This window comes from Prevotella sp. HMSC077E09 (assembly GCF_001814685.1).
Lineage (GTDB): Bacteria > Bacteroidota > Bacteroidia > Bacteroidales > Bacteroidaceae > Prevotella > Prevotella oris.
In genome coordinates, this window is record NZ_KV817579.1 from 1 (window position 1) to 20851 (window position 20851).

The 20851-nt window shown below is 45.7% G+C and carries 21 protein-coding genes; 10 read left to right on the forward strand and 11 right to left on the reverse strand.

Features of this window, described 5'->3' with window-relative positions:
* Positions 1-16: 16 nt before the first annotated feature.
* Positions 17-166 (reverse strand): hypothetical protein, encoded by a 150-nt coding sequence (locus HMPREF2983_RS14050; protein WP_168166209.1) that lies wholly within the window; start codon positions 164-166, stop codon positions 17-19.
* A 35-nt stretch (positions 167-201) separates the two neighbouring features.
* Between HMPREF2983_RS14050 and HMPREF2983_RS09790 the strand changes: the two genes are divergently transcribed.
* The 3 genes from HMPREF2983_RS09790 (at position 202) to HMPREF2983_RS09800 (ending at position 2620) form a co-directional block, all read left to right on the forward strand.
* A complete protein-coding gene (locus HMPREF2983_RS09790; RefSeq protein ID WP_004373839.1) occupies positions 202-522 on the forward strand; it encodes an iron-sulfur cluster assembly protein in 321 nt (106 codons plus the stop codon).
* The gene (locus HMPREF2983_RS09795) at positions 523-1290 is read left to right on the forward strand and encodes a UDP-2,3-diacylglucosamine diphosphatase (RefSeq protein ID WP_004373841.1); all 768 of its coding nucleotides are present in this window, start codon (positions 523-525) and stop codon (positions 1288-1290) included.
* 97 nt (positions 1291-1387) lie between these two features.
* The gene (locus tag HMPREF2983_RS09800; protein ID WP_070667972.1) at positions 1388-2620 is read left to right on the forward strand and encodes an alpha/beta hydrolase; all 1233 of its coding nucleotides are present in this window, start codon (positions 1388-1390) and stop codon (positions 2618-2620) included.
* 46 nt (positions 2621-2666) lie between these two features.
* Here HMPREF2983_RS09800 and radC read toward each other — a convergent pair whose 3' ends face one another.
* The 3 genes from radC to efp all read right to left on the reverse strand — a co-directional run bounded on the left by radC (position 2667) and on the right by efp (position 5171).
* Positions 2667-3371: a RadC family protein gene (radC, locus tag HMPREF2983_RS09805; protein WP_004373845.1), complete on the reverse strand. Its 705-nt coding sequence runs from the start codon at positions 3369-3371 to the stop codon at positions 2667-2669.
* A gap of 104 nt (positions 3372-3475) precedes the next feature.
* Positions 3476-4525, reverse strand: coding sequence for a glycosyltransferase (locus HMPREF2983_RS09810; RefSeq protein WP_070667974.1), 1050 nt, complete (start codon positions 4523-4525; stop codon positions 3476-3478).
* A 79-nt stretch (positions 4526-4604) separates the two neighbouring features.
* Positions 4605-5171, reverse strand: coding sequence for an elongation factor P (efp, locus tag HMPREF2983_RS09815; RefSeq protein WP_070667976.1), 567 nt, complete (start codon positions 5169-5171; stop codon positions 4605-4607).
* A gap of 252 nt (positions 5172-5423) precedes the next feature.
* Between efp and rpmH the strand changes: the two genes are divergently transcribed.
* The 4 genes from rpmH (at position 5424) to HMPREF2983_RS09830 (ending at position 8512) form a co-directional block, all read left to right on the forward strand.
* Positions 5424-5579 carry a 50S ribosomal protein L34 gene (gene rpmH, locus HMPREF2983_RS13610; protein WP_004378018.1) on the forward strand — a complete coding sequence of 52 codons (156 nt, stop codon included), beginning with the start codon at positions 5424-5426 and terminating at the stop codon, positions 5577-5579.
* A gap of 132 nt (positions 5580-5711) precedes the next feature.
* A complete protein-coding gene (locus HMPREF2983_RS09820) occupies positions 5712-6404 on the forward strand; it encodes a PASTA domain-containing protein (RefSeq protein WP_004378017.1) in 693 nt (230 codons plus the stop codon).
* Between the two features lie 25 nt (positions 6405-6429).
* Complete coding sequence (locus tag HMPREF2983_RS09825; RefSeq protein WP_070667994.1) at positions 6430-7497, forward strand: RluA family pseudouridine synthase; 1068 nt, start codon at positions 6430-6432, stop codon at positions 7495-7497.
* A gap of 19 nt (positions 7498-7516) precedes the next feature.
* A complete protein-coding gene (locus tag HMPREF2983_RS09830; protein ID WP_070667978.1) occupies positions 7517-8512 on the forward strand; it encodes a D-alanine--D-alanine ligase in 996 nt (331 codons plus the stop codon).
* A gap of 404 nt (positions 8513-8916) precedes the next feature.
* On the opposite strand, the gene glpC is transcribed toward HMPREF2983_RS09830, so the two are convergent.
* Genes glpC through glpA form a run of 3 tightly spaced genes read right to left on the reverse strand, consistent with a single transcriptional unit; the run spans position 8917 to position 13038 of the window.
* Positions 8917-10170, reverse strand: a complete 1254-nt coding sequence (gene glpC / locus HMPREF2983_RS09835; protein WP_070667979.1) for an anaerobic glycerol-3-phosphate dehydrogenase subunit GlpC — start codon at positions 10168-10170, stop codon at positions 8917-8919.
* A gap of 4 nt (positions 10171-10174) precedes the next feature.
* Entirely contained in the window at positions 10175-11419 is a 1245-nt protein-coding gene (gene glpB, locus HMPREF2983_RS09840) for a glycerol-3-phosphate dehydrogenase subunit GlpB (RefSeq protein ID WP_070667981.1), read from the reverse strand.
* Positions 11416-13038, reverse strand: a complete 1623-nt coding sequence (gene glpA, locus HMPREF2983_RS09845; protein WP_070667983.1) for an anaerobic glycerol-3-phosphate dehydrogenase subunit A — start codon at positions 13036-13038, stop codon at positions 11416-11418. Before glpA ends, glpB begins: the two co-directional genes overlap by 4 nt.
* A 1237-nt stretch (positions 13039-14275) precedes the next feature.
* Between glpA and HMPREF2983_RS09850 the strand changes: the two genes are divergently transcribed.
* Genes HMPREF2983_RS09850 through HMPREF2983_RS09860 form a run of 3 tightly spaced genes read left to right on the forward strand, consistent with a single transcriptional unit; the run spans position 14276 to position 16980 of the window.
* Positions 14276-15067 carry a DeoR/GlpR family DNA-binding transcription regulator gene (locus HMPREF2983_RS09850; RefSeq protein WP_004378012.1) on the forward strand — a complete coding sequence of 264 codons (792 nt, stop codon included), beginning with the start codon at positions 14276-14278 and terminating at the stop codon, positions 15065-15067.
* Positions 15068-15095: 28 nt separating this feature from the next.
* A complete protein-coding gene (locus HMPREF2983_RS09855) occupies positions 15096-16295 on the forward strand; it encodes a 1-acyl-sn-glycerol-3-phosphate acyltransferase (protein WP_004373881.1) in 1200 nt (399 codons plus the stop codon).
* A 7-nt stretch (positions 16296-16302) separates the two neighbouring features.
* A complete protein-coding gene (locus HMPREF2983_RS09860; protein ID WP_070667985.1) occupies positions 16303-16980 on the forward strand; it encodes a NigD1/NigD2 family lipoprotein in 678 nt (225 codons plus the stop codon).
* 85 nt (positions 16981-17065) lie between these two features.
* Here HMPREF2983_RS09860 and HMPREF2983_RS09865 read toward each other — a convergent pair whose 3' ends face one another.
* The 4 genes from HMPREF2983_RS09865 to HMPREF2983_RS09880 all read right to left on the reverse strand — a co-directional run bounded on the left by HMPREF2983_RS09865 (position 17066) and on the right by HMPREF2983_RS09880 (position 20321).
* Positions 17066-18748 carry an AMP-binding protein gene (locus HMPREF2983_RS09865; protein ID WP_070667986.1) on the reverse strand — a complete coding sequence of 561 codons (1683 nt, stop codon included), beginning with the start codon at positions 18746-18748 and terminating at the stop codon, positions 17066-17068.
* Between the two features lie 11 nt (positions 18749-18759).
* On the reverse strand, positions 18760-19314 hold the full coding sequence (locus HMPREF2983_RS09870) for a helix-turn-helix domain-containing protein (protein ID WP_070667988.1): 555 nt from the start codon (positions 19312-19314) through the stop codon (positions 18760-18762).
* A gap of 176 nt (positions 19315-19490) precedes the next feature.
* Positions 19491-19706, reverse strand: coding sequence for a PspC domain-containing protein (locus HMPREF2983_RS09875; RefSeq protein WP_004373889.1), 216 nt, complete (start codon positions 19704-19706; stop codon positions 19491-19493).
* 141 nt (positions 19707-19847) lie between these two features.
* Positions 19848-20321: an arginine repressor gene (locus tag HMPREF2983_RS09880; protein WP_004373895.1), complete on the reverse strand. Its 474-nt coding sequence runs from the start codon at positions 20319-20321 to the stop codon at positions 19848-19850.
* Positions 20322-20851 lie beyond the last annotated feature (530 nt).

The window sequence follows — 20851 nt, forward strand, 5'->3', positions numbered from 1 at the left end:
GTGTGCGAAATGTCGCCTAATCCCGACTCATCATTCCAAAAGGAGAGGCAAATAGTTTCTCCTTTTTTATTTGTTGGCGTTTGTTCTGGGAGTGAAATACCGCCTTATCTCTCACGTCTTGTCCTTTATTTCTCATTTTTATATAAGTGAAATCTGTTTGTTTCATTTTATTTGTTATCTTTGCAATATAAATATAGGAATATGACACAGGAAGAGAAAACACGGATAGAAGAACGTATTGTCGATGTACTGAAAACGGTTTATGACCCGGAAATCCCCGTGAACATCTGGGATTTGGGCATGATCTACAAGATAGATGTGAAGGAAGACGGCTGCGTTGACCTTGACATGACATTCACTGCACCGAATTGTCCGGCAGCAGATTTCATTTTGGAAGACGTGCGTACGAAGGTTGACAGCGTGGAAGGTGTGGTTTCAACCAATGTGAATTTGGTGTTCGAACCCGCATGGGACCAGAGCATGATGACCGAAGAAGCACGTGTAGAACTTGGATTTGATTAAATGGGTAAAAACGTTTATTTCTTGAGTGACGCCCATTTGGGCTCGTTGGCAATACCTCATGGCCGCACGCAGGAGCGGCGATTGGTGCGCTTTCTCGACAGTATCAAGGAAAAGGCTTCGGCAGTTTATCTGCTCGGAGATATGTTTGATTTCTGGAATGAGTATCGTTATGTGGTGCCGAAAGGCTATTCCCGCTTCTTGGGAAAGCTTAGCGAGCTGACTGATAACGGCGTGGAAGTGCATTTCTTTGCGGGTAATCACGACTTGTGGACTTATGGTTATCTGGAAGAAGAGTGTGGAGTTATCGTGCATAAAGCGCCTGTGACGACCGAAATCTATGGCAAGGTGTTCTTCTTGGCGCATGGAGATGGATTGGGAGATCCCGACAATAAGTTTAAAATCTTACGTAAACTGTTTCATAACCGCACGTGCCAGCGCCTGCTGAACTTCGTTCATCCACGCTGGGGAATGGCTTTAGGACTGAACTGGGCCAAGCATAGTCGGCTGAAGAGAGCAGACGGAAAGGAAGTTCCTTTCATGGGAGAAGACAAGGAATTTCTCGTGAGGTTCGCCCGCGACTACAAGCGCTCTCATCCGAATATTGATTATTTTCTCTTCGGACATCGCCACATAGAACTCGACCTTCCCATTGATAAAAGCACGCGTATGCTGATACTTGGTGACTGGATTTGGCAGTTCACATATGCCGTTTTCGATGGAGAACATCTGTTTTTGGGTGAATATGTGGAGGGCGAATCAAAGTTCTGACAGCTTAAGTTGAACTTTTAGAGTGCTCTGTGTGCATAGAACTTTATCGTGTTGATGGTATAGTTTCAGCAGTATTTACTTGTAATTAAACTTTGATATGATGAAGAAGGCGCTTCTATTGCTTTGTCTTTTATGCCCGTTTTTCGGTGTTTCAGCTCAGCATGCCATGGATGGTGTGTGGACAGGCAAGTTGAATGTCGGTCCGCAGACATTGACTCTCGTGTTGCATGTGGCGCATGAGACTTCGGGAAATGCGGTGTGTTCGCTCGACAGTCCAGACCAGGGAGCCATGAATATACCTGTAAAGAGCGATTATTGCTCGGCAGATTCTATCAGTGTCAGCCTTGAACAGTTAGGTCTCAGCTATCAAGGCAGGTTGAAAGGCGACGAGATTGTCGGAACGTTTATGCAGGGGTCGGCGTTTCCATTAACGTTGAAGCGTGGCGAAGAAACGTTGAATCGTCCGCAAAATCCAATGGAACCGTTTCCTTATAAGACAGAAGAAGTGACGTTTACAAATGTGACCGATAAGGCAACGCTTGTCGGAACACTGTCGTATCCAATAGATTATAAGAAAGGAAAAACGCCTGTTGTGTTGATGGTTACAGGCAGCGGACAGGAAAACCGCGATGAAGAAATCTTCGGACATAAGCCATTTCTCGTGATAGCTGATTATCTGGCACGGCATGGTGTGGCTTCTTTGCGCTACGATGACCGTGGCTTTGGCAAGTCAACAGGGGGCGATGTGAAGCATGCAACGACAGCTGATTTCGCGCGGGATGCTGCAAGTGGCATTGAATTTCTACACACATTAAAATGCTTCAGCAAAGTAGGTGTGCTCGGACATAGTGAAGGTGGCTCGATAGCCTTCATGCTTGGTGCGAAAGGAAAGGTTGACTTTGTCATCAGTATGGCTGGAATTGGAGTGCGAGGTGATACTGCACTCACGGCACAGGCCAACAGATTGCTGGAACTCTCGGGGCAACCTACGCGATTGTCTACCTTGCAATACCGTGTGAATGCCTATATGAAGAAGTCTCCTTGGCTGAATTTCTTCATGGATTATGACCCGTCCGGCGATATATCAAAAACGCTTTGTCCTGTCATGGCCATAAATGGGGAGCGTGATGTTCAGGTGATTTCATCGCTTAACCTTATTGGAATTAAGGCTCATCTGACTGAAAATCCGAAGAATTTCGTTAAGGAATATCCGGCTCTTAATCATCTTTTCCAGCATTGTACGACGGGAAATGTGTCGGAATATCGCATGATAGAAGAAACCATTTCTCCCGAGGTGCTGGAAGATATCGTCCGTTTTATCAAACAATAACTAACTCGAAAAGATATATTCCTTTGTTTTTGGAGTATTGAAAAAGTTATAGTCTTCCACTGTCATGATATGAATAATAGGTGCCATCTGTAATGATGACGTGGTCGAGAAAGTAGATGCGGAGGGCTTCGCAGGCTTTTTTTACGCGCTGTGTGAGTTGGTCATCGGGACCACTGGGTTGTGCATGGTTGCTCGGATGATTATGAGCTAAGGCTAAAACTGTGGCATTACAGAGCAAAGCTTCTTTCAGAATGATGCGCACATCGACAGCTGTTTCGCTGATTCCTCCATGACTGATGCGCAGTGCTTTAATGAGTTTGTAGTGCTGGTTGAGCAGCATCACCCATGCTTCTTCTACATCTAAGTCCTGCATTCGCGGGTGGAGATACTCGTAAATGGCTTTCGAAGAGTCGATAGACTGGCGTTCTTCTGCCTTTTCCATGGCTCTCCGCTTCCCTAATTCGCAGGCCGCGAGGATGGTTATAGCCTTTGCCGGTCCCACACCTTTATATTGTTCCAACTGCCGGATGCTTAGCTTTCCAAGTGTATTCAGGTTGTTGTTGCAGTCCATCATGATGCGTTTCATTAGGTCAACTGCACTCTCATTCGGTGTCCCGCTACCGATAAGAATGCCTAAAAGCTCTGCGTTGCTCAAGGCAGAAGGGCCAAGTCGCTCTAATTTCTCACGCGGTCGATCTTCTTCTGCCCAATGAACGATACTCTTATAAGTGTTGTTCAATTCTGCTTCCATGGTTATTTCATTTATTATTCTCTGCCATATTAAATGTAGAATACATTGCTGTAGGCAGCGCTTTGTATGGTAATTCTCCTCCTTGGAGGGGGTAGGATAGACGCTTACTTATAGAAGTTGCTTTGATAAGCGCTGAATTCGTCCTTGCCTTTCACGCAGCGTTTCCACCAGGCTTCAATGAAACCGCAGCCATAGCCGATGAGTTGAATGAAGGCAGATGCCACACTAAGCAAACCAATCTTGGCATTGTGGTTTTTTGAAGTGGCATCAGCAAAGATGAGAAAACTATAGAGAATGAGTGGTTGAAGGGCAAGAATGGAAAGACCGAGTCCCACGGCTTGCATCATGCCGGACGGCAGAATGAAGAATAACAGAATGCCCAATAGGAATAAGAATGCTAATAAAGCGCAGCCCACGGTAAACACCATAGGGAGTAAGTGCACGAGTTTCAGACTCTCGGGATATTTTTTATAGAGGTTAATACGGGCAATACCACTGTTGTACACCTGTCTCCAGAACTTGCGAAAGTCGGTGCGTCGCTTGTGCCATACCCATGCTTTGGGGAACAATCTGCATGAACATCCTGCCTTGAATATACGGATACTGAAGTCAATATCTTCGCCGAAACGCATCTTGCTGAAGCCTCCAAGACGTTCATATACGTCACGACGGATGCCCATATTGAACGAACGGGGATAGAATTTGTCGAGTTTCTTCTTGCCACCGCGTATACCTCCCGTCGTGAAGAAACTTGTCATGGAGTAGGATATGGCCTTCTGTGTGTCGGTAAACGACTCATGTGCCCGGTCCGGACCGCCGAAAGCATCGGCCGGTTCGCGTTGCAATTCCTCATCGATGGCGGCTATATAGCCCGCAGGAAGCACCACATCGCTGTCGAGAATCAATAGATATTCGCCTTCAGAACGTGCTGCCCCGTAGTTTCTACTCTGTCCCGGGCCACTGTTTTCTTTCATGAAATACTTGATGTCAAGCTGCTTTTCGTATTGCTTGCACACTGTTTCGCATGGCTCTTTTGAACCGTCTTCCACGATAATCACCTCGAAATCAGTGAATGATTGCACGGTGAGACTCTCTAAAAGTTCGGCCACTTCATCGGGTCGGTTGAATACAGGAACAATGACAGAGTATTTCATAGTAAGGACGATTTAATGGAAATGAAAAAGCCTACCCACGAATATCACGTGGATAGACTTGGGTAAACTTCTTGTTGTTCTATTCTGAAATGCGACCAAGATAGCTGCCGTCACGGGTATCTACCTGGATAGTCTCACCCTCATTGATAAAGAGAGGCACGCGAATTTCAACGCCACTCTCTAATGTCGCAGGCTTTGTTGCATTGGTTGCTGTGTTGCCTTTGATGCCAGGTTCGCTGTGAACGACCTTCAAGGTGGTCTTCACCGGCATCTCAGCAGACAGGATTGTACCGTCTGTAGTGTCGGTAACAACGTCAACGATGTCACCTTCTTTCATGAATTCCACACCTGTTATCTGCTCCTTGTTGATTGGAATCTGCTCGAAAGTTTCCTGGTTCATGAAGATGTATCCAGTAGGATCTTCGTAGAGATACTGGTAAGGACGATGCTCCACGCGAACGTCATCAAGCTTAAAACCCACCTGGAATGTACGCTCAAGTACACGGCCATCGGCAACATTCTTAAGCTTGGTGTTCATTACAGTGTTGCCTTTTCCTGGCTTACGGTGCTGGAAATCGATGCACTTCCAAATGCCACCATCCATTCGGATGCAAGTTCCGATTTTAATTTCCTGTGAATTAATCATTGTTATATCATTGAATGTTTATTGTTATCTCGTTTGAAATGCAAATCCAGAAGTACTGAATTTAACGCTTGCAAAGTTACTATATTTTTATAAAAAAACATCAAATCGTTACTGAAAATTCATTTAATTCTTTGGTAATTCGAAAATTATGAGTAATTTTGCAGCCCAAAGTGGGAGTATTGTACGTTACAGATTAGGATTCCACACAGGGCATTATCAGCGAATTAATAACAAAAATAAATAAGTAAGAAAATGAAAAGAACATTTCAGCCTCACAATCGTCGTCGTGTAAACAAGCATGGTTTCCGTGAAAGAATGGCAACGAAGAATGGTCGTCGTGTATTGGCTTCACGTCGTGCCCACGGTCGAAAGAAGTTAACTGTCTCTGATGAAAACCACGGAAAATAATCCGTTGTAGAACGTAAAGAAGGCAGCAAAAAGCAGCAAGGAAGTCTGTTCCTTGCTGCTTTTTGTGTTTTTTATTTTGTATTTCAAGGGGATTATCTTACCTTTGCAGCATAAGAAAACAACGTAATCAAGATGAAGTCGTCGGATTTCCTGAATAAATTCAAGAGCTGGTATCTATGGAAAAACCTCATTGCCATGGCTGCCGTAGTGGTCTTACTTTGCCTTGGAGTGAAGTTCGGACTTGATCTTTATACGCATCACGGAGAGTCTATTCCCATTCCAAATCTCAGACATAAGCAGCTCGCTGATGCTGAACATATTCTTAACAGCCTTGGTCTTGAACTCCAGGTCGTTGATACCGGCTATGTGAAAAGCCTTCCTGCAGATTGCATTCTTGAGCAATCTCTTGTCCCGGGAGAACGTGTGAAGTCGGGTCATATCATTTATGTGACGATCAATTCTCCGCATTCTCCCACCATGACTATCCCTGATGTCATTGACAACTGCTCACTTCGTGAGGCCATGGCTAAGCTTACAGCAATGGGCTTTCATCTTGAAACTCCGCAGTATATTCCCGGAGAAAGAGACTGGGTCTATGGCATTTTGGTCAATGGCAGGCATGTTGTTGCGGGCGATAAAGTGTCGGTTGAGGCCGCACTTGTCATACAGGTAGGCAATGGTATGCGCAGTGCCGATGACTCCATTGACTATGTTGATCCTGCGGTAGAAGACACTCCGGAGGATAAAGGAGACGTAGACGAATTTGAAGTAGTGTCAGGGCCCGATGCAAAAGAACCTGCCAAGGGGCATAGCAGCAGTGAATGAGAAAAGTCTATTGAAAGGAATTGATATGGCAGAAGTGCTGAATTACGACATAGAAGACCTCGAAACGGATGAACAACAACTCTTTGAACACTGGAAAGTTGAGGTGGACATGGGGCAGACTCCCGTGCGCATTGACAAGTTTCTGGCCGAGAAGAACCCTTATCAGAGCCGTAACCGCATCCAGCAGGCAGCCGATTCGGGCTTCATCCACGTGAATGATAAGCCCGTAAAGAGCAACTACAAGGTACGCCCGGGAGATGTTATCACGCTGATGCTCGACCGTCCTAAGCACGACACAAGTATCGTTGCAGAAGATATTCCGCTTGATATCGTCTATGAAGACGACGTTCTCATGGTTATCAACAAGCAGGCCGGCATGGTGGTACATCCCGGTGCAGGTAATTTCACGGGAACGCTTATCAATGCTGTGGCATGGCATTTGAAAGATTTGGAAAGCTTTGATGCCAACGATCCGGAGGTTGGGTTGGTTCACCGTATCGATAAAGATACAAGCGGACTCCTTGTCGTAGCCAAGACTGCTGATGCCAAGTCAGCACTTGGAAAACAGTTTTTCAACAAGTCAACCCACCGTAGTTACAACGCCTTGGTATGGGGAAACCTCATTGACGACGAGGGAACTATCGAGGGAAACATAGCCCGTGACCCCAAGAACAGACTGCGCATGAAAGTCTTTTCGCCCGACAGTGGCATCGGAAAGAATGCAGTTACCCACTATCGCGTTATCGAACGCTTTGGCTATACAACGCTCGTGGAGTGCATACTTGAGACAGGTCGCACGCATCAGATACGTGCACATATGAAGCATATCGGTCATCCGCTCTTTGCAGATGCCACATATGGAGGCGAACAGGTATTGCGCGGACAACGCAGCAGCACTTATAAAGCATTCATTCAGAACTGCTTCAAGCTCTGCCCACGCCAGGCCTTGCATGCCAAGACCTTGGGTTTTGTCCACCCCTCAACAGGCCGTCAGATGGATTTCGACTCCGAATGGCCCGATGATTTCAGTCAACTCATTGCAAAATGGCGTGGTTATATCAGCGGAACTACGCAGGACACATTTGCTGAATAATAGGTAATCAATATAAATTATGGAAAATTTAAGGAGAAACATAGCTATCGTTTGCGGTGGCGATTCATCGGAACACGACGTTTCCTTGCGCTCTGCACAGGGACTTTATTCCTTTTTCGACAAGGAGAAATACAATGTCTATATCGTTGATGTGAAAGGAACTGACTGGCATGTCAACTTTAGTGATGGTGCTACGGCAGCCATTGACAAGAACAACTTCTCGTTCAAGCATAACGGGAAAACGGTCTTCTTTGATTATGCCTACATCACCATCCACGGACAACCTGGTGAGAATGGCGTCATGCAGGGATATTTCGACCTCATTCATCTGCCTTATTCAACGAGCGGAGTGTTGGTCGAAGCCATGACATTTGATAAGTATGTGCTCAACAACTACCTGCGTGGTTTCGGAGTTCGCGTGGCAGACAGCATCCTGCTTCGCCGTGGAGAAGACTATGATGAGGAGCAGATTGAAAAGCGATTAGGCATGCCTTGCTTCGTAAAACCTTCTGCTGACGGCAGCAGTTTCGGGGTTTCAAAGGTGAAGAATGCCGACCAATTGGCTCCCGCTTTGCGCGTTGCGTTTATGGAAAGCAATGAAGTGATGATAGAAGGCTACCTTGATGGTGTTGAAATCTCACAGGGTATCTATAAGACCCACGATAAGGAAGTGGTGCTTCCTGCAACAGAAGTGGTGACAAAGAATGAGTTCTTCGACTACGATGCCAAGTATAATGGACAGGTTCAAGAAATTACTCCGGCCCGCCTCAGCAAGGAAACAGCGGCTAAAGTGGCTGCCGAAACCAGTCGTATTTACGATATCCTGCATGCCAATGGCATCATCCGCATCGACTATATCATTTCAAAGGATGCTGAAGGAAACGATGTTGTCAACATGCTTGAAATCAACACCACTCCCGGAATGACCGCCACGAGCTTCATTCCCCAGCAGGTTCGCGCTGCAGGTCTTGATATAAAAGACGTGCTGAGCGATATTGTTGAGAACCAATTCTAAGCATATTCACTGCTCAGATGCAGGTTGTCAAGAGAAATGAGGTGGCAAGTTCTACAGCTTGTCACCTCATTTTAATTCGCAGAATACGTTATTCTTCATGATAACTGTATGCTTGTCTCTAATTGTTTGATAATCAACGAGGTATGAACTCAAATTCAGTGGTTTCCTGATTTGACGCATTTGAGCTTCTGATTTGACGCAGATGAGCCGCTGATTTGACGCATTTTACCCCGTCATTTGACGCAAATCACAGCGTCATTTGATGCAAGTTGAAATGTATGATGTAAGCCGTTGAAATTCAACGAGATATAAATTCGCTGACAACGCCTGCCTGATGAGGTTGCCACACTTATACCCTTGTGGGGGTGATTGACGGCGTAAGGAACTTCAGAAGGCCATGGTTTTCAGGCATTGAGCTGTTGAGTGGCCTCTACATCAAGGGCTTCGGCAATGAGAGAGATTGGGTTAATGACCTTGTATTGGGTTGACATCTCAATCTGCCACTTGCAAGTTTCGCAGTCGGTAGAAACACAATCGGGAGCAACTTTATTGATGTTGTCGAACAGACTCTCGCCAATCTTCTGCGAACGCTCGTAGTTTTCTTTCTTGAAACCATAGGTTCCGGCTATTCCGCAGCACTGACTTTCGAGCATGATCAGGTCGAGTCCTGGAATCATTTTCAGCAGTTCAGTGCTGTAGATGACCCATCCCATGCGCTCCATGTGGCATGCTGTGTGATAAGCAACCCTCTTTTGAAAGTCCTTTCTAAAGGAGAGACGTATCTTCCCGTTGCTGATGAGATTGTAAAGGAAGCGAGTTGCCAGCATCAGACTGCTTCTCACGTCTTCGTTGTCAATCTCAAGGAGGTGCTTATATTCGTCACGCATGGTGAACGTACAGGTCGAACTGGTCGTCACAATGGCTTCATCGTTGTTCTTGATAGATTGCCGCATGGCGTTCATATTAGCCTCTCCTTGCCGCTTTGCCTGTTTGGAAAGGCCGTTGGCAATAAGTGCAACGCCGCAACATTTCTCCTTTTCAAGCAGATGAACGCCGTATCCGCAGGCATTTAATATCTTTACCAAGTCCTTGCCGAGCTGTGGATAGTTGTAGTTGACATAGCAACCGTGGAAGTAACTCACAAACTTTGAGAATGCTTTCTGCTTGTCGGCAGCTTCTTTCTTGAACCAGGTTTCAAACTTCTGACTGCTGTATGCGGGGAAAGTTCGGTGCTTGTCAACGCCCATTACCGAATGAAGAACCATCTTTGCAGGCTTCAATCCCAATGAGAAATTCACCACCGGAGCCACCATAGTGGCCATTGTTCCGACGAAATCTGTGTTGGCAAGCATGCGATCACGCAGCGAAGGACTATGCGTACTGTATTTGATGCGGGCCTCTTGGATGATGTCTCCAATCTTCACTCCATTTGGACAGGCAACCTCACAGCGCTTGCAATTGAGACACATCTTCAGGTTCTCATTGAAGAAATCAGCGTCTTTCATGCGGTAACGCATAAGGTCTGGCCCCGCATGTTTCGGCCCGGGATATTTCGGTTCGACAGCCGAAACAGGGCAATATACCGTGCAAATGGAACATTTCATACATTGTTCCAATTCATGTTGGCTGATATTTTTAAGTTGTATTCTGGCTTGCATAGTGTTATTTATTTAGGATATGGTGTGCCACAGCGATAGCCGTGAGCATGGATACTCCCGTGCCGTTGGCTTGCTTGATGCTGTTGTTACCGCTCAAAACAGAGCCAATGGCAAAGAGATTTTCTATGGTCTTTCCGTCTTTTATCGTGTGGAAATCATCGTCAGTCTTTACGCCAAACGCCATATATTGCTGTTCATCGAAGAGATATTCTGATGTCCACTGTTCGCGGTTTTCAGTAGCTTCTACGTCAAGATTGAAGACAGGTTCGCTCACCTTGAGATAGTTGGAAACGAGTCCCCCGCTGATAAATGAGCCTGTGGCCAATACATATTGGTCGGCCGTAAGGCGTGTTTCTTCTAACTTCTCGGTTGTGATGGCCGTGAGTTTGCCGTCTTCAAAAATGCCATTGTCTACCGTGTCGCTGTTCAAAATCACTGCTCCGTGCTCTTGAATGAAGGCACGTAGCTTGTTTTGGATATATATACCGGGTACCGAAGGAGGCATGGTTGCCACGAATTCTATAGGCGTATGAATGGATTTGCGCAGTAATTTGACCGCATCATCACTGGTCAGTCCAAGCACAGCAGGCAACAAAACCGCATCGAAGTCAGTGGCTATGCGGTTGATTTCGTGGGCAACATCGGTCACATGCTGTGGCTTACTGAGATATTTGGCGATGTTGGTGGCACGCATTTCTGTAGGACTTTCGCGGGCGAACTCTAATTCCTTGGTGGTGAAAGTGGCTTCTTTCACGTTGGCTCCCATCGTCTGCAAGCTGTCTGAAAGATAGGGAACGGGCCAGTCTAAAAAGCCTTCTATGTTGGCCAAAAGCAGCTTCTTGCCCTTCAATTCCTCTGCAGTTTCAAGGGTAAGAAGGTTTTCGAGGGTGAGCCATGCAGGTTGTGTCGTGCCGATAGGAGATAGGCGAAGATGGTTCTTTTCCTTGTTCCCTTTCAGTTTCAAGCCTGCTTCTGCAAGCAGGTTCTCGGCTTCTTCGATATAGGTTTCAAGCTTTTCGCCCTCGATTTTGCAGTAGGGGTGGCCCTCATCTAATTGCTTTATCGCTTCCAAAGGCTTCTCTACAGCCTCTCCCTTGTTGCATCCTAACAGTTCAAATGAGCCGGAATTGAAGTGCAAAGTGCTTTGTCCGGCCGTCACAAGCCCCACTTTATGACCGCTTTTGACGAGCATGGCGGCACAAGTCAATCCACTAAGACCGCCACCTATTATTATTGTATCGAATTTCATCTTGCAATCTCCTTTCCTTTTCCAGTCCTCTGGTTCAGTCCGCAGAGTCCTTCGTAGACCATAGACATGAGTTGTGACTCCTTCAAAGTGTCTCCCCAAGCCACCTGGCGCATGCCTTTCCAGCGCTCAGCCATTACAGAAGCAAGGTCAGCCTGGCTTTTCTTGGCATCTGTTTGAGTAAGATTGCAGAGCACACATGCGGCACGACAGGCGCAAAGTGTGCCCTGACAGGTACCCATACTGACGCGAGTGCGACGGCGCATATTAATGAGATTCTTCACATGAAGCTTGTCGACAGCATACTTCATCTCGCCAACGCTCACCTCTTCACATTCACAAACCAATGCCTTATCCATGATTGTATCGTCTGGGATGAGCGATGCCAGCGTGCCATGACGCCCCTCTTCGGCGAGCCGTTCTGTCGAAAGACCTTTCTTTGAGCATTCTTCTTCCGAGCCGGGTAATGGCTTTTCTGCGGTTTCGCAGGCCTTGTTGACTCCCAACTTCTTGCATGCGAGGTCGGTTGCAAGCTCTGCCATGAGCCTGTAAGTCATCATCTTGCCGCCCGTTATCGTGATGAAGCCGCCCAATCCGTCGCGTTTTTCGTGGTCAAGTAACACGATACCTCGGCTGATGTTACGCCCGGAGGGGTCGTTGTCGGCAGCAACAAGCGGACGGACACCGGCATAAGCCCGCAGAATTCGGGTCGTTGCAAGCGCCGGTGCAAGTTTTTCGCCTTCGCTAATCAATATATCTACTTCTTCAGGAGTAACCTTCAGATGGTCTATAACGTCGTAGGAGACGCGGTCACTGGTCGTTCCAATCACGCAAACTGCATCGTCGGGAACGAGAATGTCGGCATTGGCCGGCTTGCGACATCGGTTGATAACCATCTGATTGACACGGTGTCCGAAGATGAGTAATGAGCCTTTTGCGGGGAACATATTCAATGGAACATCGGCCATTTCAGCAATCAAGTGCCCCCAGATACCTGCAGCATTGATTGTAAGTTGAGCGTGGGCTTCCTGCATTTCGCCTGTGATGTTGTCGCGCATCACGACACCTTCCACCCTGCCATTGTTGATGATGAGTCGTGTTACCTCGTGATAGGTGAGCACAGTTGCGCCATGCAAACGTGCATCGAGCACGTTGGCAGCAGTCAATCTGAATGGATCTATCGAGGCATCCGGCACTCTAACCGCACCAATCAGCGTTGGGTTGACTGCCGGTTCCAATCGGATGGCCTCTTTCGGGTCAATAATATCAGCGCGAATACCTGCGTTTCGGCACGCATCTACAAAGGTTTGCTGATACAGAATGTCGTCTTCGGGCAGCGTAATGAACAGACCATCGGTCTCTTCTACACAATGACGCGCAATCTTTCGCAGTGTCATATTCTCCTGAATGCACTCTGTTGCCGACTCTCTGTCGGTCACTGCATAGCGCGCTCCACTGTGCAAGAGACCGTGGTTGCGCCCGGTTGCACCATTGGTCAAATCGTATTTCTCAACGAGAAGCACCTTCAGTCCTCGCATGGCACAATCTCTTGCCACACCAGCTCCGGTGATTCCGCCGCCGATAACGATTACATCATAGGTTGTATGTTGTTCTTTATTCATAGTTTTGGATAGGAAATAGAGTTTCGTCTGTATCGTATGGTTTTATAGCTCTTATTCACTCATGATGTCTTTTGTATGATATTGAAAAGCTTTCATAACGCAACAAAAATAGTTTTTATTTCTGGTAATTCAAAACTTACGCCTGTATTTGCTGTTTATTTAACTTTTATTACGTATTAAATAGCTTAATTTTATTTTGTTTACTGTGTTATTGAATAATTTCCTTAAATTGAATTAATCTTGTATTGAAGAATATATTGATTTGTGAAGATATTTAGTTTTGAAACGAAGATATATCTAATGGAGAATAAATAAAAAAGAAAATAATGTTTCGTTATGAAATAGATGCAGGATGATTTGCAGGATGTGAGATGAAGAACTGTTTTTGAGTGCGGTTTAAGATGTGGCAGATTGCAGTTTAATTGATGCTGAAGAATATGATGCCTTACATTTTCTTTGGGCGGAAAAAAAATATAAAAGGCACGTCATGGCAGGGTTGTCGCAGGCCTCTTCGCAGTAGGTCTCTGTGCATATTCGCCTTTGGCAAGATATATGTTAATTCTTATCACAAACATTTACAATTTGAGTTGTCAGATTTGTAAATTCAAGAAGGAACTCCTTCTCACTTCAAATATGTGCCGAAATTCGGCAGTTTGTAATTTATTGACAATCAGATGATTGTGAAACTAAATACAAAAGATGAAATGAATTTACGTTGAAATTCACTGCAATTTGCGTCAAATCACCTTGCAATCTGCATGAAGTTATGATGTAATCTGAGTCAGAAAGCATGGTAAAGTGACTGAGATTGCAACGCAAGAAGATAAAAATGAGGTGGTCGAAGCTGTGCAAAGGCTGCACATCGGCATTGAAAACGGATTTTTATTTCTATTTGGTGGCTCCATGAAGTGTTAAATTTGAGCAAGAATGTTTACAGTGAAAAGCGTGTTGAAGCAGTTCTCTTTTGCTGTAAAATAAGGCTGTGACGCAGTATGTAGCATCGTTGTTGAGGCCCTTTTCCAAAGCAAAGGAAGGATAGGAAGAGTGAGCAAATCATGCAACTGCCTGTGGTTCATACTGCAGGCGATTGCAATCTATGTTTCAGCGTGTGGCTATGTGGGTGCGTATTGTTAGTTAATAATTTGTTAAAACATATGCTCGCGTGAACCAATATAAAAGAAAAGGTCTATCTTTGTATAGTTATCTCAAATGGATAATCAGATTAAATTTTCAGCCAATGACTAAGGAAGAGCGCCACACCTCGATTTTAGAACAACTTTTGAAACAGGGTTCTGTGCAGGTTTCTGAACTGGCAGAATTGCTTGATGTGTCGTCTGTAACCATTCGTAAAGACCTTACCGAGTTGGAAAAAGGCGGTAAACTGTATCGCAGTCACGGTAAGGCTATCCTCATTAATCCTTTTGCCAACAACCGTTCGGTCAACGAGAAAGAGAGCTTGAACGCTGAAGAGAAGCAGCTTATCGGTATGGAAGCGGCCCAACTTGTCGTGCCTTGTGACTCTATTCTCTTGGCTTCGGGCACTACAATCCATGCTTTGGCCCGCAATCTGCACACAAGTGGCAAGCTGATGGCAGTCTCTGCATCGCTTCAGGCCACGGAGTTGCTGGCCCAGAATGAGAACATCGACATCATACAATTGGGCGGAGTAGTGCGCCATAGCAGTCTTTCCGTGGTGGGAGAGTATGCAGAAAGAATTCTTGACAGCTGCTCGTTCAGTAAGTTTTTCTTGGGAGTTGACGGCATAGACCTTGACTTTGGTATTTCAACTACCGACATGCGCGAGGCTGAACTCAACCGCAAGATGATACGTACGGCACAGAAAACCGTCGTACTTGCAGACTCCAGCAAGTTTGGCCGACGTGGTTTTGCACGTATTTGTGGTATGGATGACGTTGATACTATTATCACTGACAACCATGTTTCGCCTGCTGTTGCCCGCTCCATTGAGGAACTTGGCATCGAACTTATTATCGCCGGAGCTTCTGTTTCAGGGCTTCAGCACATTTAACGACGTTTAATTTAAAGACAAACATATTATGAAAATCCCAGCAGAGTTTGATTGTATCAGACCTTTTGAACCCGAGGAATTACCCGAGGTTTACGACAGGTTATTGAGTGATTCTCAATTCCAGAAGGTCTTGGCTTACCTTTATCCCGGTGTGCCACTCGACAATATTGCTGCCAAGATGCGTGCATGCAAGACGAATCTTGAATTCCAAAAGGCATTCTGTTACCCTTTCCTGCAGCAGTTAGTCGTTAAGCAGAGCTTGGGTTGTGACATGGATGCCTATAACATCAACATCAAGAACCGCTACACTTTCGTGAGCAATCATCGTGATATCGTGCTTGATTCGGCCTTCCTTGATAAGCTGTTGATTGATGTGGGCTTTGATACTACCTGTGAAATCGCCATTGGTGACAACCTGCTGACACTGCCTTGGGTGAAAGATCTTGTGCGTGTGAACAAGTCGTTTACCGTTGAACGGGCCCTTCACTCTGTGGAGATGTTGAAGGCAAGCAAGCGCATGTCAGAGTATATCCACTTTGCCATTAACGTGAAAAATGAGAATGTTTGGATTGCACAACGACAGGGACGTGCCAAGAATTCAAACGACCTTACGCAGCCTGCTATCCTGAAAATGATGGCCATGGGTGGCGAGGGAACCATCATTGAGCGTCTGACGCAGCTCCATATCGTGCCGCTTTCTATCTCTTATGAATATGATCCATGTGACTATCTCAAGGCCCGTGAGTATCAATTGCGGCGTGATGTGCCCTTCTGGAAGAAGACTGCAGAGGACGATATCGAAAGTATGATGACGGGTATCAAGGGCTTCAAGGGACATATTCACTATGAATGTGCACCGTGTATTGACGACTGGTTGCAGACCGTTGACCAAGAACAACAGAAGAATAAGCTCTTTGATGAGATTGCAACGCATATTGATACGGAGATCCATCGCTGTTATCGTATGTATCCATGTAACTACATTGCGCTCGACATGATACAGGATACGAAAATGTATACCGACCATTATACGGAGGCCAATCGTAAGGAGTTTGAGGATTATGTGCTTGGACAGTTGGATAAGATTGATATCGAAAACAAGGACGAACGCTATCTGCGGGCCTGCTTGTTGAGTCAGTATGCTTATCCTGCAAAGAACTATCTGGCCGCCATCAACGGCAATGGCAAGCTGAAGTCGCTGCTCAATCATCTTCCTTTCCGCAAGTAAGCCGCGCATGAAAGGCTTCAGTTTCTTGCGAATATCATTCGAGACACTCATCATGGGCCTTATGATGAGTGCCTGTTCTCATGACAGTTATGAGAGCGGTGACGGCAGAGACTCTTATCTTCGGGCTGATTTTGTGGAGGCACATACGGCTTCCGCCCATGAAATCTCAAGTGCAGTTACCGACGAGGGCGACTCTCTTGTGCTCTCTCCAAGACTTCAGGTAGAGTGGGCTAAGCAGGCAAATGCAACCTATCGTGGCTTGCTTTATTACAATAAAGTGGTTGGAAAACCGACTGAAGCCATACGGTTGGTGCCGGTTCCTGTGCTGTCTTGGCATCCGATTACTAAGTTCCGTGAGGTTCATACCGATCCCGTTATCTTTGAAAGTGCATGGCTAAGCAGTAATCATCGCTATGTTAATATTGGCTTTTCCGTGAAAACGGGGGCGAAAACAGAGGGAATGAAAGGCCATACTTTCGGCTTGATAGCTACTGACAGCTTGGTAACGGATGGGGAAATCCGCCGACTTGATCTCACACTCTACCACGATCAAGGAGGTATGCCACAGTATTATTCAAGCCGAGGCTTTATCAGTGTCCCACTTTCTCGACTGCCGAAAGGTTGTATGATCAATCTTCGTGTCGATACTTATAAGGGGAGAATCTATAAGAGTTTCAATGTCTGAGGGGCTGTTTGTAAAGAGAATGGCCTCGTAGAAAATGGAAAATGTGGAATGACAGATGAGCATCAATTCCACATTTTCCTTGATTTTATGGCTTCTTTTGATTATCTTTTTCGCGAATTTCAACGCGTCTGATCTTTCCGGAGATAGTCTTCGGCAGTTCATCTACAAACTCAATGACTCGCGGATACTTATAAGGTGCGGTCTCATGCTTTACATGATTCTGCAGTTCTTTCACGAGATTGTCGTCTGCTTTGGCCTTATATTCAGCGGCAAGAACGACAGTAGCCTTGACAATCATACCGCGGATAGGGTCGGGAACGCCTGTAATGGCACATTCTACAACGGCAGGATGCGTCATCAGTGCATTCTCAACTTCGAATGGGCCAATACGATAACCCGAGCTTTTGATAACATCATCCGTGCGACCTACAAACCAGAAGTAACCTTCCTCATCGCGCCATGCCATGTCACCTGTATGATAAATGCCGTCGTGCCAAGCCTCCTTGGTCTTTTCTTCATCGCGATAATAACCTTTGAACAGGCCGAGTGGCTTCTTGTCGCCTATGCGGATGCAGATCTCTCCCTTTTCACCGTCTTCGCATTCCGTACCGTCTTGGCGCAGCAGTCGTACGTCGTATTGCGGGTTCGGCTTTCCCATTGAACCGGGTTTTGGCTTCACCCAGGGGAAAGTTCCAAGTGTCATTGTGGTCTCAGTCTGGCCAAATCCCTCGTAAATGGTAATGCCGGTGAGTTCCTTAAACCTATTTGCTACCGACGGATTCATGGCTTCTCCTGCCGTAGTACACCATTCAAGACTACTCAAATCGTATTTAGAGAAGTCTTCACGGATCATGAAACGATAGATGGTTGGCGGTGCACAGAACGATGTAATGTGGTATTTCTCGATCTGTTGCATAATCTTTTCGGCCGTGAATTTTTCGTGATCATACACAAAGACGGTTGCTCCTGCAAACCATTGTCCATAGAGTTTGCCCCAAACGGCCTTGCCCCAACCCGTATCAGCGACTGTAAGATGCAGGCTGTTTGCATGGAGATTGTGCCAATATACACCCGTTGTGAGGTGCCCCAAAGCGTAAAGGAAGTCGTGAGCAACCATTTTTGGCTCGCCACTTGTACCGCTGGTGAAGTACATCAACATTGTATCTTCGTTGGTGTTCACGTTCTCCGGGCGCACAAAGGCAGGTGCTTTATCCCATTCTTTGCGCCAATCATGGAAACCTTTCGGTACAGGTTTGTCTGTTTCCGACAGGGCATTAACGGCCACCAAAGCTTTCACTGTGGGGCTTTCCGCCATGGCCTTGGCAATCTGTTCGGTGATATATTCGTCGTTGGCACAGATGATAACCTTCACACTTGCACTCTGATTGCGATACACGATGTCGTGAGCTGTCAGCATATGTGTAGCGGGAATAGCTATTGCCCCAATCTTACAAAGGGCCATCATAGATAGCCACCACTGATAATGACGCTTCAAAATGAGCATCACTTTGTCGCCATGTTTGATGCCAAGCTGCATGAAATAAGCAGCTGTTTGGTCGGTTTGTTCCTTGAATTCCCTATAGGTTGTGCTCACTTCTTCGCCCCGTTCACTGGCCCAGAGCAGTGCAACTTTGTCGGGTTCTTCCGTTGCCCAAGCATCCATTACATCATAAGCGAAGTTGAAATTCTCGGGTATTTTGAAATGCAGATGCCGTGCATAGTCTTCCTCCGAAGTAAAGTTTGTCTGCGTTAAAAATCGTTCTAACATAAGTCTCTCTTTTAATTTACTACACATAAAAACTTGGCTGGCTTCCCATTCAGGGCGTTCATGCAATGTGGAATGGTTGCATCGAAATAGATGCAATCGCCTTTTTTCAGCACAAGTACTTTGTCGTCAATCGTCAGTTCCAATGTTCCTTCGAGGATATAATCCACTTCTTGGCCGTCATGCGTATTCTTGCTGTATCGCTTCCCGGCCGGAAGTGGGTCGACAATCACGAGGAATGGGTCCATCTTTCGACCTCTGAAACCACCTGCCAAGGTCTGATATTGATATTTATCACCGCGGTCTATCTCCGGTCCTTGACCGTCACGAGTGAGATAGTAGCGGCTCATTCGCGGTTCTTCTCCAAAGAGAAGCACGTCAAGTGAAATGCCGTAGCGTTTTGATATCTTTGAAAGTCGGTATACAGAGGGGTCTGCTTCGCCCGCTTCTATCTTGAGATAATGGTCTAAGGAGATGCCGCAAAGTTCGGCAACTTCCTCTGCAGGAATGTCAAGAACATCGCGAAGACCACGCAGGCGCTCGCCAATTTGTTTGATAGATTCTTCCATTTTTGAACGTTTTATTTATTTTCTTATTGCCAAAGTTACGAAAAGTTTTCTGACTGTTACTTTTTGTTTGGCTTTTATTTCGACATACTCTTAATAAACTAAAAAATGCTGCACAAACCCTATTTGTTTGTGCAGCATCTTGCCTTCTCATTTAATGTGTCAGCTATTATGCCTGCTTATATTTGTTCGTTTGTATCTTGTGGCATGCAAATCCACAGGATAATATAGGCTATGAAGCCTGGAAATCCCACGCTGCACAGCGTCAACAGCAGATAGGCGATGCGAAGCAATGCCGTATCCCAGCCCATATAAGCCGCTATTCCTCCTAATATTCCGGCAATCCATCTGTCAGATGAAGAGCGCACTAATCTTTTCCTATTTTCCATATGCATTTATTTTAATTTCTGTCTTATTATTCATAACTCATGCTTTAGACGCAACTCTGCATACAAGAAGTTGCAATTAAGGTTGAAAAAGATAGGGGTAAACATTTCTTAATGATGCATTATACATTATAAATTATGCGTCACTTTTTAATATCCCGGCATCAGTTGCCCCAGACTTTCGGTCACTTCTTCGTGGCTTACGCCTTCCTTGATGACGATAACGATAGTGTCATCACCGGCAATTGTACCCAATATTTCGGGAAGATTGCTGGCATCTATGTTGTAAGCAATGCTGCTTGCATAGCCTGGGCGCGTCTTGATAATACCTATGTTGCCCGAGAAATTAATGGAAATAAAGCCGGGAGTCTGCAGCATTTCTAATGGAGAGATGGGCTTATGAATGCGCTTATACATGGTTTCATTAGGCAACACATAGACATATTTGCCGTTCATGCTGGCCGCTTTAGCTACTTTCAGTTGTTTCAGATCGCGGCTCAAAGTTGCCTGTGTCAAGGTGAAACCTTCTTTTCTCAGCGCTTGAAGCACCTCCTCCTGACTACTGAGTTCAGTGCTTGAGATAAGGACTTTCAACGCTTCTAATCTTCTTGTCTTTACTTTCATCTATCTGTATGTTTATTCGTTTTATGTCTACAAAGTTATAAAATAGTGCAACTTTACCCAAATAAAAATGCAAAAAATGCAGTCTTAAAATAAAGAATACAAAGCAAAGAATGTGGAGTTAATCCATAATCACTTTGCCTAACCCTCGCATTTCAACATTCATGGTTCATGACATATATTATCTTCATGGCTTAAAATGACAGCAAGAAGCTCTCCCCTCCCTTGGGGAGGGGTCGGGGGTAGGTCTCAGAGGGGTCGGGGGTAGGTCTCCCTTATCTGTAAACTTCTTTCATCTTAGATTTGGAATCGCCTCTGAAAACCATTATCTTTGCCGTAGGGAAAGTGGGCAAGTGCTTTCCCTTTTTTCATTTTCTTTTGCAAATCTTCGTGTCATCTATAGGAAAAGAGGTTGTAATTTGCGTCAAATCACGGTGTAATCTGCGTCAAGTTACAAGATGTTCTGCATCATATTGCGTGCTGATATGACGGGCTTTAGCCGTTGAAGTGAATGAAAAGATGACTCGGTAAGC